Source organism: Burkholderia sp. Ac-20365 (genome assembly GCF_017104715.1).
In the GTDB taxonomy this organism is placed as follows: domain Bacteria; phylum Pseudomonadota; class Gammaproteobacteria; order Burkholderiales; family Burkholderiaceae; genus Paraburkholderia.
Genome location: NZ_JAAGPI010000031.1, coordinates 22533 through 38901 on the forward strand (window position 1 = coordinate 22533; position 16369 = coordinate 38901).

General features: G+C 63.4%; 14 protein-coding genes. 6 read left to right on the forward strand and 8 right to left on the reverse strand.

Going from position 1 to position 16369, the window contains the following annotated elements; translation table 11 throughout:
- Position 1: 1 nt before the first annotated feature.
- The 4 genes from coaBC to G3O01_RS34315 all read right to left on the reverse strand — a co-directional run bounded on the left by coaBC (position 2) and on the right by G3O01_RS34315 (position 5863).
- The gene (gene coaBC, locus G3O01_RS34300; protein ID WP_205811445.1) at positions 2-1213 is read right to left on the reverse strand and encodes a bifunctional phosphopantothenoylcysteine decarboxylase/phosphopantothenate--cysteine ligase CoaBC; all 1212 of its coding nucleotides are present in this window, start codon (positions 1211-1213) and stop codon (positions 2-4) included.
- Between the two features lie 162 nt (positions 1214-1375).
- Positions 1376-1876, reverse strand: coding sequence for a signal peptidase II (gene lspA / locus G3O01_RS34305; RefSeq protein WP_205811446.1), 501 nt, complete (start codon positions 1874-1876; stop codon positions 1376-1378).
- Positions 1876-4713, reverse strand: coding sequence for an isoleucine--tRNA ligase (gene ileS, locus G3O01_RS34310; RefSeq protein WP_205811447.1), 2838 nt, complete (start codon positions 4711-4713; stop codon positions 1876-1878). The genes lspA and ileS overlap by 1 nt, the downstream gene beginning before the upstream one ends.
- Before the next feature lie 157 nt (positions 4714-4870).
- On the reverse strand, positions 4871-5863 hold the full coding sequence (locus tag G3O01_RS34315; protein WP_205811448.1) for a bifunctional riboflavin kinase/FAD synthetase: 993 nt from the start codon (positions 5861-5863) through the stop codon (positions 4871-4873).
- 117 nt (positions 5864-5980) lie between these two features.
- On the opposite strand from G3O01_RS34315, the gene purN reads away from it, so the two are divergent.
- The 6 genes from purN to nadC all read left to right on the forward strand — a co-directional run bounded on the left by purN (position 5981) and on the right by nadC (position 12916).
- Complete coding sequence (gene purN, locus G3O01_RS34320) at positions 5981-6655, forward strand: phosphoribosylglycinamide formyltransferase (protein WP_205811449.1); 675 nt, start codon at positions 5981-5983, stop codon at positions 6653-6655.
- Entirely contained in the window at positions 6652-7911 is a 1260-nt protein-coding gene (locus G3O01_RS34325; RefSeq protein WP_205811450.1) for an RsmB/NOP family class I SAM-dependent RNA methyltransferase, read from the forward strand. The genes purN and G3O01_RS34325 overlap by 4 nt, the downstream gene beginning before the upstream one ends.
- Positions 7912-8008: 97 nt before the next feature.
- Positions 8009-9364 (forward strand): mechanosensitive ion channel domain-containing protein, encoded by a 1356-nt coding sequence (locus G3O01_RS34330; protein ID WP_205811451.1) that lies wholly within the window; start codon positions 8009-8011, stop codon positions 9362-9364.
- Positions 9365-9569: 205 nt separating this feature from the next.
- On the forward strand, positions 9570-10766 hold the full coding sequence (locus G3O01_RS34335) for an acyl-CoA desaturase (protein WP_205811452.1): 1197 nt from the start codon (positions 9570-9572) through the stop codon (positions 10764-10766).
- A 117-nt stretch (positions 10767-10883) separates the two neighbouring features.
- Complete coding sequence (gene nadA / locus G3O01_RS34340; RefSeq protein WP_205811515.1) at positions 10884-12014, forward strand: quinolinate synthase NadA; 1131 nt, start codon at positions 10884-10886, stop codon at positions 12012-12014.
- On the forward strand, positions 12014-12916 hold the full coding sequence (gene nadC, locus G3O01_RS34345; RefSeq protein ID WP_205811453.1) for a carboxylating nicotinate-nucleotide diphosphorylase: 903 nt from the start codon (positions 12014-12016) through the stop codon (positions 12914-12916). The genes nadA and nadC overlap by 1 nt, the downstream gene beginning before the upstream one ends.
- 82 nt (positions 12917-12998) lie before the next feature.
- Here the strand turns inward: nadC and nadB are convergent, their stop codons facing one another.
- From nadB to radC, 4 genes are all read right to left on the reverse strand, one after another.
- Complete coding sequence (nadB, locus tag G3O01_RS34350; RefSeq protein WP_205811454.1) at positions 12999-14597, reverse strand: L-aspartate oxidase; 1599 nt, start codon at positions 14595-14597, stop codon at positions 12999-13001.
- A gap of 240 nt (positions 14598-14837) precedes the next feature.
- Positions 14838-15005 (reverse strand): 50S ribosomal protein L33, encoded by a 168-nt coding sequence (rpmG, locus tag G3O01_RS34355; RefSeq protein WP_004185395.1) that lies wholly within the window; start codon positions 15003-15005, stop codon positions 14838-14840.
- 10 nt (positions 15006-15015) lie between these two features.
- The gene (gene rpmB / locus G3O01_RS34360) at positions 15016-15249 is read right to left on the reverse strand and encodes a 50S ribosomal protein L28 (protein ID WP_004186391.1); all 234 of its coding nucleotides are present in this window, start codon (positions 15247-15249) and stop codon (positions 15016-15018) included.
- Between the two features lie 226 nt (positions 15250-15475).
- Complete coding sequence (gene radC, locus G3O01_RS34365; RefSeq protein WP_205811455.1) at positions 15476-16204, reverse strand: DNA repair protein RadC; 729 nt, start codon at positions 16202-16204, stop codon at positions 15476-15478.
- Positions 16205-16369 lie beyond the last annotated feature (165 nt).

A 16369-nucleotide genomic window follows, 5' to 3' on the forward strand; every position in this document is an offset into this window, starting at 1 on the left:
CTCAACCGATCACGCTCGCATCCGGCAGGCGCTTCGCGATTTCCGCGATCAAGGCGCGCGCGAGCGTCTGCTTGTCCGCGCGCGGAAGCCGCGTCGAGCCAGCGGCTTCGAACAGCACGACTTCGTTGTCGTCGAGCCCGAACGTCTGCGGGCCGAGATTGCCGATCAGGAGCGGCACGTTCTTGCGTTTGCGCTTCTCTTCGCCGTGCACATCGAGATCGCCGCTTTCCGCGGCGAAGCCGACGCAGAACGGCGGATGCGGCAGCTTCGCCACGGAAGCGAGGATATCCGGATTCTCGACGAACGCGAACGAAGGAATCACGTGATCGGCGGTTTTCTTGATCTTGTGGTCGGCGACGTGATCGACGCGCCAGTCCGCGACGGCCGCGACGCCGATGAAGATGTCGTAGTCGGGCACGGCGCGCATCACGGCGTCGTGCATCTGCTGCGCGGTCTGCACATCTTCGCGGTAGACGCCCCAAGGCGTTTCCAGTCCGACAGGGCCGGCCACGAGATGCACGTCAGCGCCTGCCTGCTGCGCGGCGCGCGCGAGCGCGAAACCCATCTTGCCGCTCGAACGGTTGGTAATGCCGCGCACGGGATCGAGCGGCTCGAAGGTCGGGCCCGCCGTCAGCAGCACGCGGCGGCCGGACAGCAGCTTCGGCGTGAAGAACGCCGCGATAGCCTCGTAGACGGCTTCGGGTTCGAGCATGCGCCCGTCACCGACTTCACCGCACGCCTGCGCGCCCGAATCCGGCCCGAGCAGTTCGATGCCGTCTGCACGCAACTGCGCGACATTGCGCTGCGTCGCCGGATTCATCCACATCTGACGGTTCATCGCGGGCACGACGAGCAGCGGGCAATCGCGCGCGATGCACAGCGTCGACAGCAGGTCGTCGCACAGACCGTGCGCGAGTTTGGCGAGGAAGTCGGTGGAGGCGGGAGCGATCACGATCGCGTCGGCTTCGCGCGACAGATCGATATGCGGCATGTTGTTGTCGATGCGCGCGTCCCACTGGCTCGTGTAGACAGGGCGGCCGGAGAGCGCCTGCATCGTGACGGGCGTGATGAACTGCGTGGCCGCTTCCGTCATCGCGATCTGCACGGTGGCGCCTGCCTTGACCAGCAGACGCGTGAGTTCAGCGATCTTGTAGCAGGCGATCCCGCCTGTCATGCCGAGGACGATGTGCTTTCCGGCGAGTTCTGTGGCCAACTGATGCCTCCGACAAGACGTGATGGCCGGCGCATCGGTGAAGCGCGCCGGCTTCGTACTGCAAGACTGCCTGAGCGCGGGCAGGGCGGCTCGTGGCCGCAATCCCCGCGCGAAATGTGCGGGCCGCGAAGCGCCGCACACCGCTTGTAGTTATATCTGCGCTCAGCGCGCGCCGCGCACGCGCCGCAGCTCGTCGAAAATGAGCAGCGCCGCGCCGACGGTGATCGCGCTGTCGGCGAGATTGAACGCCGGCCAGTGCCACGTGCCGACGTGGAAATCGAGGAAGTCGATCACATGGCCGTACAGCAGACGGTCGATCACGTTGCCGATCGCGCCGCCCATGATCAGCGAGAGCGCAGCGCAGAACAGCTTCTGATTGCCATGTCGCTTGAGCAGATAGCAGATCAGCAGCGCCGCGCCGACGCCCAGCGCGGTGAACGCCCAGCGCTGCCAGCCGCCCGCCATCGCCAGAAAGCTGAACGCCGCGCCGCGGTTGTACACCAGCACGAGGTTGAAGAACGGCGTGAGGGCATGCGACGAGCCGTACGCGAACACCTTCGCGATTGCGATCTTGGTCAACTGGTCGAACAGGATCACGACGACGGCAACGCCCAGCCACGGCGCGAGCGAGCCACCCGCCGGTTTCGACATCGTTCTGGACATTATGCCGCGCTCCTCGTTTCGCCGTTGCCGAACAGATTGCTGATGCAGCGGCCGCACAGCGTGGGATGTTCAGCGTCTTCGCCGACTTCCTTGCGGTAGTGCCAGCAGCGCTCGCACTTGAGGTACTTCGACGTGATCACGTCGACGCCTTCCTCTTCGACGCTCTCCACCTTCAGGACCGTTGCGCCCGACGTGATCAGCACGAACTTGAGGTCGGCGCCGAGGCTGGCGAGCGCTTCATGACGCGCGCCGCTGGCACGGATCTCGACTTCCGCCTGCAGCGACGAGCCGATCTGGTTCGCGACACGTGCTTCTTCCAGCGCCTTCGTCACGTCGCTGCGCACCGCGCGCAGCAGCGTCCACTTGTCGAGCAGCGCGCCGGCGTCGGCGACTTCCGGATACGCGTGATACGTCTCGGTGTAGATCGTTTCGCTATTCGGCTGGAAAATCTTCCACGCTTCTTCGGCCGTGAACGACAGGAACGGCGCCATCAGACGCAGCAGACCATGCGCGATGTGATACAGCGCGGTCTGTGCCGAGCGGCGTGCGTTCGAATCGGGTGCCGTGGTGTACAGGCGGTCCTTCAGCACGTCGAGATAGAAGCCGCCGAGATCTTCCGAGCAGAACGTCTGCAGCTTCGCGACGACCGGGTGGAACTCGTACTTGTCGTAATGCGAGAGGATGTCGGCTTGCAGGTTGGCCGTCAGCGCCACAGCATAACGATCGATTTCCAGCCACTCGCCGACCGGGCGCGCGTGCTTCTCGAAGTCGAAGTCCGACAGGTTCGCGAGGAGGAAGCGCAGCGTATTGCGGATGCGTCGATAGCTTTCCGTCACGCGCTTGAGAATTTCTTCGGAGATCGCGAGTTCGCCCGAGTAATCGGTCGATGCGATCCACAGACGGATGATTTCCGCGCCAAGACGGTTCGACACTTCATGCGGATCGATACCGTTGCCGAGCGACTTCGACATCTTGCGGCCTTCGCCGTCGACGGTGAAGCCGTGCGTGAGCAGCGCGTTGTAGGGCGGGCGGCCATCGAGCATCGACGCCGTCAGCAGCGACGAGTGGAACCAGCCGCGATGCTGGTCCGAGCCTTCCAGATACAGATCGGCCGGGAACTGCAGTTCGTCCTTGTGCGAGCCGCGCAGCACGTGCCAGTGCGTCGTGCCCGAATCGAACCACACGTCGAGCGTGTCGCGGTTCTTTTCGTACATGTTCGCGTCGTCGCCGATCAGTTCGCGCGGATCGAGCGTTTGCCACGCTTCGATACCAGAGACTTCGACGCGCTTCGCGACTTCTTCGAGCAGTTCCGGCGTGCGCGGATGCAGATCGCCCGTTTCCTTGTGCACGAAGAACGCCATCGGCACGCCCCATTGACGCTGACGCGACAGCGTCCAGTCGGGACGGTTCGCGATCATCGAGAACAGGCGCTGCTTGCCCCACGACGGATAGAACGCCGTCGCTTCGATACCTTCCAGTGCCGTTTCACGCAGCGTCTTGTCGCTGTCGTTCGGCTTGATGTCCATGCCGGCGAACCACTGCGACGTCGCGCGATAGATGATCGGCGTCTTGTGGCGCCAGCAGTGCATGTAGCTATGCAGATACTTCTCGGTGCGCAGCAGCGAGCCGGCTTCGTCGAGCGCGTCGACGATCTTCGGGTTCGCGTCCCAGATCGACAGGCCGCCGAACAGCGCGAGCGACTCGATATAGCGGCCATCGCCCATCACCGGGTTGATGATGTCCGAATCGGGCATGTCGTGCGCCTTGCACGAGATAAAGTCTTCGACGCCGTATGCGGGCGCCGAGTGCACGATGCCCGTACCCGTTTCGGTCGTCACGTAATCGCCGAGATACACGGGCGACGTGCGCTTGTACGACGGATGCGCGGCCGCGAGCGGATGCGTGAAGCGCACATTCGAGAGCTTGGCGCCCGGCGCCGTTGCGATGACCGTGCCGTCGATGCCGTACGACTTCAGGCAGTCTTCGACGCGCTCTTCAGCGAAGATCAGCAGACCGCGCGGCGTATCGACGAGCGCGTACACGATCTCCGGGTGCACGTTGAGGGCCTGGTTCGCGGGGATCGTCCACGGCGTGGTCGTCCAGATCACGATACCGCCTTCGTTGCGCGGCAGCGAAGCCAGCCCGAACGCTTGCGCGGTCTTTTCCGGCTCGGCGAACGGGAAGAGGACATCGATAGTCGGATCGGTCTTGTCCTTGTACTCGACTTCCGCCTCAGCCAGCGCCGAACCGCAGTCGAAACACCAGTTCACCGGCTTCAGGCCGCGGTACACGTAGCCCTTTTCCATGATCTTTGCGAGCGCGCGGATTTCGCCGGCTTCATTCGCGAAGTTCATCGTCTTGTACGGGTTGTCCCAGTCGCCGAGCACGCCCAGACGGCGGAAGCCCACCTTCTGCTTTTCGATCTGCTCGGTCGCGTAGGCGCGCGCCTTCTGCATCACTTCGGCAGCGGGCAGCGACTTGCCGAACTGCTTTTCGATCTGGATTTCGATCGGCATGCCGTGGCAGTCCCAGCCCGGCACATAGACGGCGTCGAAGCCCGCGAGGTTGCGCGCCTTGACGATCATGTCCTTCAGGATCTTGTTCACCGCGTGGCCGAGGTGGATGTCGCCGTTCGCGTACGGCGGGCCATCGTGCAGGATGAATTTCTTGCGGCCCTTCGAGGCGGCGCGGATCTTCTCGTAGATCTTGCGTTCCTGCCAGTCCTTGACCCATTGCGGCTCGCGCTTGGGCAGGTCGCCGCGCATCGGGAACGGCGTGTCGAGCAGGTTGACGGGGTAGCGGGCCTGCGGTTTCGAATCGGCTTTCTTGTTGCTCATGGTGAGGTAGCGGTGAATACGATGTTAGGGCGCGGCTTGCGCGAAGACCTGAAGGCGCCGCGCATGATGCGGGCCGTTTGCCTATGCATCCGGCGCCCGTCGATGCGCGACGACGGGTGCGTGCTTCGCTCGAGCGATCTGCACACACCGCCAGGGGTCATCTAATTCGGTCGGTGGCCGATGTGGCAAAGCCGGTGGAACGGCTGCCCGGCACGTCGCCAACAGCTTCGAACCAGGCGCGGGCATTCGTGACGTCGCGCGCGATCGCGGCCGTCAACGTTTCGAGATCGACGAACTTTTCTTCGTCGCGCAGCTTCTTCAGAAACTCGACGCGCACGAGCTTGCCATACGCGTCGCCATGCCAGTCGAGCAGATGCACTTCGAGCAGCACGCGGCCGGAGTCGTCGACGGTAGGCCGCAAGCCGAGGCTCGCGACGCCCGGCAGCGGCTGGTCGGCGATGCCATGCACGCGCACGATGAAAATGCCCGACAGCGCGGGACGCTTGTGCGCGATGGGCAGATTCAGTGTGGGAAAACCGAGATCGCGGCCGAGCTTCAGACCATGCACGACGTGACCGCTGATCAGATAGTCGCGGCCGAGCGCGGCGCGGGCTGCGTCGAGATCACCGGCGATCAGCGAGGTACGCACGCCGGAGCTGGAAATACGCGCGCCGGACGGATCCGCGACGGTCGCCATCTGTTCGACTTCGAAGCCGTATTCCTGACCCGCCGCCTTCAGCGAATTGAAGTCGCCCGCGCGCTTCGCGCCATAGCGGAAGTCGTCGCCGATCATCACCCAGCGCGCATGCAGCCCATTGACGATGATCCGTTCGACGAACGTATCTGGCGACTGGCTGGCAAACGTATGGTTGAAATGCTCGACGACCACGCGGTCGACGCCGTTCATGCGCAGCGCTTCGAGCTTGTCGCGCAGCATCGCGATGCGCGGCGGCGCGCTGGCGGGATTGAAGAACTCGCGCGGGTGCGGTTCGAAGGTCATCACGCAGACGGGCAGGCCGCGCGCGTCTGCGGCGGCGCGGACACGGGCGAGCAACGCCTGATGCCCGCGGTGGACACCGTCGAAGTTGCCGATGGTCAGCGCGCAGGGCGCACGGCTCTCGGCATTGGGAAGACCGCGGAAGACTCTCACGATAGAGGCGAAGGATTTGAGCGGGCCAGATGCCGCAAAACAATCGATTATAAACGCACAGGGCGCCACCCGGCGCCGGTGCGCGGATCGGGCATGGCCGAATGATAAAATCCGCGGATGAAAAATCTCGTCATTCTGATTTCCGGACGGGGCAGCAACATGGAAGCCATCGTACGCGCCTGCGCAGCCGAAGGCTGGCAGGCGCGCATCGCCGCCGTGATTGCCAACCGTCCTGACGCCGCCGGGCTTGAGTTCGCGGCGTCGCAAGGCATTGCCACCGCTGTTGTCGACCACCGCCAGTTTCCTGACCGCGAAAGCTTCGACGCCGCGCTCGCGCGCGAGATCGACGGCTTCGCGCCCGATCTCGTCGTGCTCGCCGGCTTCATGCGCGTGCTGACCGACGCTTTCGTCAATTGCTATGCGGGACGCATGATCAACGTGCATCCGTCGCTGCTGCCGAGCTTTCCGGGGCTCAAGACGCATCAGCAGGCGCTCGACGCGGGCGTGCGGCTGCACGGCGCGTCGGTGCATTTCGTCACGCCGACGCTCGATCATGGGCCGATCGTGCTGCAATCGGCGGTACCTGTATTACCCGGCGACGACGCCGCGGCGCTTGCCGCGCGCGTGCTCGACACCGAACATGTGATTTACCCGCGCGCCGTACGCTGGTTCGTCGAAGGGCGGATTGCCGTCGACGGCCTGCGCGTCACCGTGACACCACCCGAGCCGCAGTGGCTCTTCCTTGACACACAAGGCCAAAACGCAAGCCAGAACGCCAAGGAGGGCGCATGAGACTGCATGGATTTTTGATCGGACAAACCGAGACATTGCTCGCCGATGTTCTTAAATTCACCGGGCCCGCGGATGCGGCGACCAGCCGCTTTTTCCGCGCCCATCCGAAGCTCGGTCATGGCGAGCGCGGCGTGATCGCGGAAGCGGTGTTCGCCGTGCTGCGTCGTAAGATGGAGTTCGCGCATCTGGCAGAAAGCGGCAGCGGTAATCCTAATCGCCGCATGGCGCTGCTCGGACTGATGCAGACGGCGGGCCGTACGGCGCTGAAGCCGTTCGTGTCGGAGGCGGAAGGCGCGTGGCTCGAACATGTGTCGAAGGTCGATCCGCAGAGCTTGCCGCTGCGCACGCGTCTGAACCTGCCCGAATGGATCTATACGGCGCTCAGCCAGCGTTTCGACGCGGAAGAACTCGCCCGTCTGGCCGCAGCGCTCAACTATCCGGCGCCGCTGGATCTGCGCGCGAACCCGATCAAGGCGAGCCGCGACGATGTGCTGGGCGTGCTGTCGAAGGTGGGCATCGAGGCAGGCGCGACGCCGTATGCGCCGTTCGGCATCCGTGTGAATGGCAAGCCGCCGCTCACCAAGCTCGACGCGTTCCAGGAAGGCTGGCTCGAAGTGCAGGACGAGGGCAGCCAGCTGCTGTGCTCGCTGGTCGCGCCCAAGCGCGGCGAAATGATCGTCGATTTCTGCGCGGGCGCGGGCGGCAAGACGCTGGCGCTCGGCGCGATGATGCGTTCGACGGGCCGTCTGTACGCGTTCGATATCTCGGATCGCCGCCTTGCGAAGCTCAAGCCGCGTCTCGCGCGCAGCGGGCTGTCGAACGTGAACCCGGTGCTGATCGACAGCGAACACGACGCGAAGATCAAGCGGCTGGCGGGCAAGATCGACCGCGTGCTGGTCGACGCGCCGTGCAGCGGCCTCGGCACGCTGCGCCGCAATCCTGATCTGAAATGGCGCCAGTCGCCGGAATCGATCGCGGAACTGACGCCGAAACAGCTGTCGATTCTCACGAGCGCCGCGCGTCTCGTGAAGAAGGGCGGCCGGCTCGTGTACGCGACCTGCAGTATTCTCGATGCCGAAAACGAAGGCGTCGTGCAGCAGTTCCTCGCCGATCATCCGGATTTCGTGCTCGTGCCCGCGCGCGACGTGCTCGCCGAGCAGCGCATCGACCTGGAAATGGGCGATTACCTGTCGCTCTGGCCGCATCGTCACGCGACGGACGGCTTCTTCGCGGCCGTGCTGGAACGCCGCGGCTAAGCTTCGCGCGCTCATGGCTGGGATTCACCCAGCCTGGCCGGCGCACGCGTCGTGAGCGCCGCGCCGGCTGCTGGAGACGCCAGCTGCTGGAAACATCATGGAAAACCATCTCTTCTTCCACACGCTGGGCGACGTCGCGCGCGACTTCGGCCAGCCCGCCAGCCTGTGGCAGGTCGGCGTGCTGCTCGGCACGCTCGCGCTCGCGTGGGTGATTGCGCGCATCGCGCGCCGCGCCCTCGATGCGCAGCGCGAAACCCGCTATGGCGCGCTGCGCTTCGGCGCCGAGGCGCTCAACCGCGCGCTCTTTCCGCTGCTGGGCGGCGTGCTCGTCTGGATCGCGCGGGCGATCGCCGGGCAGTTCATTCATACCTCGCTGCTCGATCTCGCGCTCGTGCCGCTGTTCGGCATCGGGCTGATCTACATCGTCTTCTATCTCGCGCGACGCGTGTTCGGGCGGGACGGCACCGCGCACACGTGGCTGTCGCTGGTCGAAAAGCTCGTGTCGCTGATCGTCTGGGTCGGCATGGTGCTCACCGTGCTCGGCATCCAGAACGACGTGCTCAAGTGGATGGCGAGCGTGCAGTTCCGCATCGCCAACACGCATCTGACGCTGTTGTCGCTGCTGTCCGGGCTGCTCTGGGTGTGCGTGACGATGATCGTCGCGATGTGGCTCGGCGCGGCGCTCGAAGACCGGCTGATGCGCTCGGGCTCGCTCGACGCGAATCTGAAGGTCGTACTGTCGCGCGTCGGCCGGGCGCTGCTGATTCTGGCGGCGATCCTGATCAGTCTGTCGCTGGTGGGTATCGACATTACGGTGCTCGGCGTGTTCGGCGGAGCGCTTGGTGTGGGGCTCGGTTTCGGCTTGCAGAAGATCGCGAGCAACTATGTATCGGGCTTCATCATCCTGATCGACCGGTCGCTGCGCATCGGCGACACGATCAACGTGAGCGGGCTGCAAGGCATGGTCACGCAGATCCGCACCCGTTATACGGTGGTGCGCGGGCTGGACGGCATCGAAACGCTGATTCCGAACGAAAAACTGATCACCGACGTCGTGCAGAACCAGTCGTCGTATCTGACGCGCGGCAACGCGAAGGCGGCGGTCCAGATCTCGTATTCGACCGACGTCGACAAGGCGATGGCGCTGCTCGTCGAGGCGACGCAGGGCGTCGACCGCGTATTGCAGGATCCGGCGCCGACGCCTTATCTGGCCGGCTTCGGCCCGGACGGCATCAATCTGGAGCTCGGCTACTGGATTCAGGATGCGGCGACGGGCACCTCGGGCGTGCGCTCGAACGTCAACCGTAATATCTGGCGGCTATTCTCAGAGAACGGCATCGCAATTCCGTATGCGCAGCGGGAAGTGCGGATTGTCGCGGGCAGCAGCGACATCATGTCGCAGGCGGTAACGATGACCGAACGGGCGGCCGGTGAATCCGGCAGCGCCGCCTGAAGCGGGCTTTTGCGGGCGACGCGGATTGTATTTCGACCCTTAATCGGCGGCATCGGGTTGACCCTGAACAACAAATTCCTCATTTGTTACAGATACTTGGAACCGTTCGCGTAAAATATCGTCGAAATTGTCCGCTTGCTTTCACTTTCTTGACATCCGCCGTTGTATCCTTGCGCGAATGTCTTTCCGTTCTAGGTAAATGGCCTTGTTGAATTCCCTGCTTGATTTTCTTGCCCACGGCGCACTGCGTTTCTCGTGGTGGCAAATCGTGTTGTGGGCGCTCGCCGTCACGCACGTGACCATCATCGGCGTGACCGTGTATCTGCATCGCTGCCAGGCGCATCGTGCGCTGGACCTGCATCCCATCGCGAGCCACTTCTTCCGCTTCTGGCTGTGGATGACGACGGGCATGTTGACGGGCCAATGGGCCGCGATTCACCGCAAGCACCACGCGAAGTGCGAGACCGAAGAAGATCCGCATAGCCCGCAGACGCGCGGCATCTGGAAAGTGCTGCTCGAAGGCGCCGAGCTGTATCGCACGGAAGCGAAGAACGAAGAAACGATGCGCAAGTTCAGCCACGGCACGCCGAATGACTGGATCGAGCGCAACGTCTACACGAAGTACCCGATCCTCGGCGTGAGCATCATGATGGTGATCGACGTCGCGCTGTTCGGCATCGTCGGTCTGAGCGTGTGGGCCGTACAGATGATCTGGATTCCGTTCTGGGCGGCTGGCGTCGTGAACGGTCTCGGACACTTCTGGGGTTATCGCAACTTCAACTCCGCTGATGCGAGCACGAATCTGTTCCCGTGGGGCATCATCATCGGCGGTGAAGAGCTGCACAACAATCACCACACGTACGCGACGTCCGCGAAGCTGTCGAACAAGTGGTACGAGTTCGATATCGGCTGGATGTACATCCGCATCATGTCGGCGTTCCGTCTGGCCAAGGTGAAGAAGATCGCACCGACGCCGCGTCTGACCACCGGCAAGCTGGTACTCGATCAGGACACGCTGCAAGCCGTGCTCGCGAACCGCTATGAAGTGATGGCGAGCTACGCGAAGGCGATCAAGCGTGCGTACCGTCAGGAACTCGCGCATCTGAAGGAAGTAGGCGCACGCGAGAAGTATCAGTTGATGCGCGGCGCGCGTAGCTGGTTCCACAAGGAAGAGGCGGGTCTCGACGAGCCGCAACGTCTCCAGTTGCCGCAGATTTTCGCCAACAGCCAGAAATTGCGTACTTATATCGAACTGCGCAACGAACTCGCTGCGATGTGGGAGCGTTCGAACGCATCGCGCGAACAACTGCTGGTGCAATTGCAAGATTGGTGTCACCGCGCTGAACAAAGCGGCATCAAGGCTCTGCAGGAATTTGCGATGCGCCTTCGCCGCTACGCCTGATACGCGACGAAATCTATTAAACTTTCGTTACGTCACAAAACCCCGCGTTGGCGGGGTTTTTCTTTTTGGGCCGCCGAAAAGGCAGTCGGCGGCGGAATCAGAAGGGCAGAGGAGATGATGAATCAGGCGATCAGGAGCGTCGAGTACGACCGTCCGCAAGGCGCGGCCTGCAGTGTCGGCCAGGCTTGGGCGAAAGTGCCGGACGCGCCGTCCGCGCAGGAACGGCTTGCGTTGAAAGAGCGTATTCGCGGCTTGCTCAAGCGCGAGAAGGCGGTGCTCGTCGCGCATTATTACGTCGACCCGGAGTTGCAGGAACTGGCCGACGAGACGGGCGGTTGCGTGGCCGATTCGCTTGAAATGGCGCGCTTCGGACGCGATCGCGAAGAGCAGACGCTGGTGGTTGCCGGCGTGCGCTTCATGGGCGAGACCGCAAAGATTCTTAGTCCGAACAAGCGTATTCTGATGCCGGATCTGGACGCGACGTGTTCGCTCGATCTCGGCTGTCCTGTCGACGAATTTTCTGCTTTCTGCGATCAACATCCGGACCGTACAGTCGTCGTGTACGCGAATACGAGCGCAGCGGTGAAGGCGCGTGCCGACTGGATGGTGACGTCGTCGATCGGGCTGGAAATCGTCGCGGATCTGCACGCGCGCGGCGAGAAGATCATCTGGGCGCCGGATCGTCATCTGGGTGGTTATATCCAGAAGAAAACGGGCGCCGACATGCTGTTGTGGCAGGGCTCGTGTCTCGTTCACGACGAGTTCAAAGGCGTCGAGCTCGATCTGGTGCGCGCCGAATATCCGGACGCAAAAGTGCTCGTGCATCCCGAGTCGCCGGAAAGTGTCGTTGCGCAGGCGGACGTAGTCGGTTCGACGACGCAACTGATCGACGCGGCAAAGAACAGCAGCGCAACGCACTTCATCGTCGCGACGGACCTCGGTATCCTGCACAAGATGCGGCTTGCTGCGCCAGGCAAGATCTTCATCGAAGCACCCACTGCCGGCAACAGCGCGACGTGCAAGAGCTGCGCGCATTGCCCGTGGATGGCGATGAACGGCCTGCGTAATCTTGCCGAAGTGCTTGAACGCGGCCACAACGAAATTTTCGTCGACCCGTCGATCGGCGAGCGTGCGCGTCTGCCGATCGACCGGATGCTCGATTTCGCTGCGCGTCACAAGAAGCGCGTGCAGGCGAGCGGCGATCTCGCACGCGATACGGCGCTGTTCTCGAATGTGGGAGCGGCTTGATGGGCGCGAGTGAGCAACTGGAATTGAAGGACGCCGTGTCGCCGCTGTTCGCGGAAATCGCAACCCAGTATGGCGAGGCATTTGCTGCCGCGATCGCGCGCAATGTCAGCGATGCGCTCGCGGAAGACGTCGGCAGCGGCGATTTGACGGGCCTGCTGGTTCCCGCCGATGAAATGCGCGACGCGCGCATCATCGTGCGTGAAGAAGCGGTGCTGTGCGGTGTGCCGTGGTTCAACGAGGTGATGGGTCGCGTCGATCCGCGTATCGAAGTGCAGTGGCGCTATCGCGAAGGCGACAGGATGACGGCCGACTCGGTGGTGTGTACGCTGCGTGGCCCGGCTCGCTCGCTGCTGACCGCCGAACGCAACGGTCTCAACTTCCTGCAGATGTTGTCAGGCGTCGCAAGCGCGACGCGCAAATTCGCGGACGCAATTGCGCATACGCGCGCTCGCGTGCTCGACACACGCAAGACGTTGCCCGGTTTGCGGCTCGCGCAGAAGTACGCAGTGCGCGTCGGTGGCGGTGCGAATCAGCGCCTTGCGCTCTATGACGGCATCCTGATCAAGGAGAACCACATCGCGGCAGCTGGCGGCGTCGGGCCGGCGATGCAGGCTGCGCTCGCGTTGAACGCTGGCGTGTCGATCCAGATCGAAGTCGAAACGCTCGAGCAACTGGAGTCGGCGCTGGTGCACGGCGCGAAGTCGGTGCTGCTCGACAACTTTACGTTCGACATGATGCGCGACGCTGTGCGCATCACGGCAGGGCGCGCGGTGCTCGAAGTGTCGGGCGGCGTGAATTTCGACACGATCCGGCAGATCGCGGAGACGGGTGTCGATCGCGTATCGGTCGGTTCGCTGACGAAGGACGTGCGCGCGACGGATTTTTCGATGCGCATCGTTTGATAGCGCTCCAGCGGTACACAAGCAAAAGGCCATCGCCAGTCAGACTGGCGATGGCCTTTTTTCAATGCGCAGCGCTCAACCGTTATACGTTGCGGTTCGGCACGCGCTCAGGTGAAAGCACGGTCGGCAGCGCCTTGGGCAGTGCGTTCGGCCAGTCGCGGCTATAGTGCAGCCCGCGGCTCTCACGCCGCGAACGCGCACCTTCGACGATCAGCGACGCGACATCGACCAGATTGCGCAGTTCGAGCAGATCGCGGTTCACCTTGAAGTTCGCGTAGTACTCGTGGATTTCGTCGCGCAGCAGCGTCAGCCGATGCTTCGCGCGCGCGAGACGTTTGTCCGTTCGCACGATGCCGACGTAATTCCACATCAAGCGGCGCAGCTCGTCCCAGTTGTGCGCGACGACCACTTCCTCGTCGGGATCGGAGACGCGGCTTTCGTCCCAATCCGGTAGTGGCGCATGCACGGCCGCGCCGAAGCCTTCGTCCTCGATGGCTTGCGCGGCAGAGCGGCCGATCACGAGACATTCGAGCAGCGAGTTGCTCGCCAGCCGATTCGCGCCATGCAAACCCGTGCACGACGTTTCGCCTACGGCATACAGTCCAGCCAGATCCGTGCGCCCGGCGAGATCCGTGACCACGCCGCCGCACGTGTAATGCGCCGCGGGCACGACGGGAATCGGCTCTTTCGTGATGTCGATGCCGAATTCGAGACAGCGCGCGAGGATGGTCGGGAAGTGCTCGCGCAAAAATTCAGGCGATTGATGGCTGATATCGAGATACACGCAGTCGATGCCGCGCTTCTTGATCTCGAAGTCGATCGCGCGCGCGACGATGTCGCGCGGCGCGAGTTCGGCGCGTTCATCGTGCGCCGGCATGAAGCGCGTGCCGTCAGGCAGCTTAAGAATGCCGCCTTCTCCTCGGACCGCTTCCGAGATCAGGAAGGACTTGGCGTAAGGGTGAAACAGACACGTCGGATGGAACTGGATGAACTCCATGTTCGCGACTCGGCAGCCCGCGCGCCACGCCATCGCGATGCCGTCGCCTGTCGCGGTATCCGGGTTCGTGGTGTAGAGATAGACCTTGCCTGCGCCGCCCGTTGCGAGCACGGTGTGCGGCGCCTCGATCGTGACGGTGCGGCCGCTCGCCAGATCGAGCGCGTACAGACCGTGACAGCGCCGTCCGGGCAGGCCGAGGCGGTCCGACGTGATGAGATCGATCGCGTAGTGATCTTCGAGCAGCGTGATGTTTGGATGCTGGCGCACGCGCTCGCTCAACGTGGCGACAACGGCGTGGCCCGTGGCGTCGGCCGCGTGGATGATGCGCCGATGGCTGTGCCCGCCTTCGCGCGTCAGGTGAAAGCCGAGTTCTGCCGCGTCGTCTTTCGTGAACGGCACACCCTGGTCGATCAGCCATTGGATCGCCTCACGGCCATGCTCGACGATGAAGCGCGTCGCGGCCTCATCGCACAAGCCGCCGCCGGCGACCAGCGTATCGTCGACGTGATTCTCGACGCTATCGGCCGAATCGAGCACGGCGGCGATGCCGCCTTGCGCCCAGTCGCTCGCGCCCTCGGTCAGCGAGCGCTTGGCGATCACGGCGACGCGCCGCGTCTGCGCGAGATTCAGCGCGACACTTAAACCTGCCAGCCCGCTGCCGACAATCGCTACATCGAAATTCATCTCCTCTCTCCGTCGTATTGCGCGGCCGGTGCGGCGAGCGCCGCCACAGCCGTTCGTTTGGGAAACCGAAGAGCATACGCGTTGAAACGATCGAGGAAAAGCTGACTGGACGGCGGAGTGTGTTGCGTGCGCGGTAAGAAGCGGGGAAGGCCGAGGGATGCTGGATGGCAGGCGGCCCGAAAAACAAAAAGCCCCGCATGAAGCGGGGCTTTTCGTCGTCAAACAGGCTCGGAAACCAGATTACTTGATCTTCGTTTCCTTGTACGCCACATGCTTGCGAGCGACGGGATCGAACTTCATGATCTCCATCTTTTCCGGCATGTTGCGCTTGTTCTTCGTGGTCGTGTAGAAGTGACCCGTACCAGCGGTCGATTCCAGCTTGATCTTGTCGCGTGCGCCCTTGGCCATGATTTACTCCTTAGGCTTCGCCACGTGCGCGCAGGTCTGCGAGCACGGAGTCGATACCGTTCTTGTCGATCAGGCGCAGACCGGCGTTCGAAACGCGCAGACGCACCCAACGGTTTTCGCTTTCAACCCAGAAACGGCGGTTTTGCAGATTCGGGAGAAAACGACGCTTGGTCTTGTTGTTCGCGTGGGAAACGTTGTTGCCGCTCATCGGCGCTTTCCCAGTTACTTGGCATACGCGTGCCATGAGAGCACTCCTAATACGCTAATTCTGAGTTCGGAACGCCGTGAAGTTTCCCGGGAAAAACATTAGGACCGAGCCGTAGCCGACTTGAATCACTTGCTTTCCGGAAAGGCCTTAATGGCTTCGGAACAGGGGTTGGAAAGAGGCAAACCGAAATATTAGCAGAAAAAGAGCCCAAAAATCAAACCTTATTTGCGACGGGTAGGCGGGCCCGCGACGCCGGCGGCGTTCAAGGCCAGCCGGCGCGCGCAAAAGAGAACGTGTCGTTCGCGCCAATAACCAGATGATCGATCAGCTGCACGTCGATCAGGGCGAGCGTGTCGCGCAGTACGCGTGTGAGCTGGCGGTCGCTGGCGCTCGGCTTGACGGCGCCCGACGGGTGATTGTGCGCGACGATCAGGCTCGCCGCATTGACCGACAGCGCGCGCCGCACGATCTCGCGCGGGTACACGGCCATGCGCGTCAGCGAGCCGCGCGAATTCTCCTCCGAGCGGATCAGCCGGTGCCGCGTGTCCAGAAAGAGACAAATGAACACTTCATATGGCCGCGAGCCGATGAGCAGCCGCAGATAGTCCTCGACGGCTTCGGGCGAATCGATCAACGGGCGCTCGCGCATTTTCTCCGCGAGCGCGCGCCGCGCCATCTCCATGATCGCCAGCAGTTGCGCGCGTTTTGCGGGCCCGACGCCGCGCACGCCGTCGAAGTCTTCCGGCGTGGCGTCGAGCATGGCGCGCAGCGAGCCGAAGCGCGCCAGCAGCGAGCGCGCGACATCGAAGACGTTATGGCCTGGCAGTCCCGAGCCGAGCACGAGCGCAACCAGTTCGGTGTCGGAGAGCGCCGCCGGACCGGCGTCGAGCAGCCGCTCGCGCGGCATGTCGCGCGTCGGCCAGGTGGGCGCACAGCGGCGGATTGGGGATTTTTCCGCGTCGTTTAGCGGTATCACTAACGTGTCGTTCATGGCAGCGTCCTTCGGATTTCAGATGAAGCGGCGACCACGCGCCGCGCAGCAACGTTCCAGCCGGGTCGGCATATGTGGCTTACAATAGCTCCTTTGCGCACGGCGCCCCCGGCCTCGCACGGGCCTGCCATGCGCGCGACCCGCGCCGCCGCGCTCCCGCGTGGC